Source organism: Ornithinibacillus xuwenensis, assembly GCF_039614845.1.
Classification (GTDB): Bacteria; Bacillota; Bacilli; order Bacillales; family Amphibacillaceae; genus Ornithinibacillus; species Ornithinibacillus xuwenensis.
Window position 1 is genome coordinate 2,028 of record NZ_JBDIML010000013.1, and the last position, 1,656, is coordinate 3,683.

The window sequence follows — 1,656 nt, forward strand, 5'->3', positions numbered from 1 at the left end:
TTCGGTAATATCCTTAGAAAGGAGGTGATCCAGCCGCACCTTCCGATACGGCTACCTTGTTACGACTTCACCCCAATCATTGGTCCCACCTTAGGCGGCTGGCTCCAAAAGGTTACCTCACCGACTTCGGGTGTTACCAACTCTCGTGGTGTGACGGGCGGTGTGTACAAGGCCCGGGAACGTATTCACCGCGGCATGCTGATCCGCGATTACTAGCGATTCCGGCTTCATGCAGGCGAGTTGCAGCCTGCAATCCGAACTGAGAATGGTTTTATGGGATTTGCTTCACCTCGCGGTATCGCTGCCCTTTGTACCATCCATTGTAGCACGTGTGTAGCCCAGGTCATAAGGGGCATGATGATTTGACGTCATCCCCACCTTCCTCCGGTTTGTCACCGGCAGTCACCTTAGAGTGCCCAACTAAATGCTGGCAACTAAGATCAAGGGTTGCGCTCGTTGCGGGACTTAACCCAACATCTCACGACACGAGCTGACGACAACCATGCACCACCTGTCACTCTGTCCCCGAAGGGAAAGCCCTATCTCTAGGGTTGTCAGAGGATGTCAAGACCTGGTAAGGTTCTTCGCGTTGCTTCGAATTAAACCACATGCTCCACCGCTTGTGCGGGCCCCCGTCAATTCTTTTGAGTTTCAGCCTTGCGGCCGTACTCCCCAGGCGGAGTGCTTAATGCGTTAACTTCAGCACTAAGGGGCGGAAACCCCCTAACACCTAGCACTCATCGTTTACGGCGTGGACTACCAGGGTATCTAATCCTGTTCGCTCCCCACGCTTTCGCGCCTCAGCGTCAGTTACAGACCAGAGAGTCGCCTTCGCCACTGGTGTTCCTCCACATCTCTACGCATTTCACCGCTACACGTGGAATTCCACTCTCCTCTTCTGTACTCAAGTCCTCCAGTTTCCAATGACCCTCCACGGTTAAGCCGTGGGCTTTCACATCAGACTTAAAGGACCGCCTGCGCGCGCTTTACGCCCAATAATTCCGGACAACGCTTGCCCCCTACGTATTACCGCGGCTGCTGGCACGTAGTTAGCCGGGGCTTTCTGGTTAGGTACCGTCAAGGTGCAAGCAGTTACTCTTGCACTTGTTCTTCCCTAACAACAGAGTTTTACGATCCGAAAACCTTCATCACTCACGCGGCGTTGCTCCGTCAGACTTTCGTCCATTGCGGAAGATTCCCTACTGCTGCCTCCCGTAGGAGTCTGGGCCGTGTCTCAGTCCCAGTGTGGCCGATCACCCTCTCAGGTCGGCTACGCATCGTTGCCTTGGTGAGCCGTTACCTCACCAACTAGCTAATGCGCCGCGGGCCCATCTGTAAGTGACAGCTTACGCCGCCTTTCATCTTGTCACCATGTGGTAATAAGTTTTATCCGGTATTAGCTCCGGTTTCCCGAAGTTATCCCAGTCTTACAGGCAGGTTGCCCACGTGTTACTCACCCGTCCGCCGCTCGATCCACACTTCGTCACCCCGAAGGGGTCAGAAGTGTTTCACGCGCTCGACTTGCATGTATTAGGCACGCCGCCAGCGTTCGTCCTGAGCCAAGATCAAACTCTCCAAAAAAGTTTGTCTATAATTGACACCAATCAATTATAGGTTGTTTCTTAGCAAAGAAGCGCTAGCTTCTGTATTTCTTTT

The 1,656-nt window shown here is 53.4% G+C and carries 1 rRNA gene; it reads right to left on the minus strand.

What is annotated here, in order from left to right:
• Positions 1–17 precede the first annotated feature (17 nt).
• Positions 18–1,581, minus strand: a 16S ribosomal RNA gene (locus ABC228_RS18995).
• Positions 1,582–1,656 lie beyond the last annotated feature (75 nt).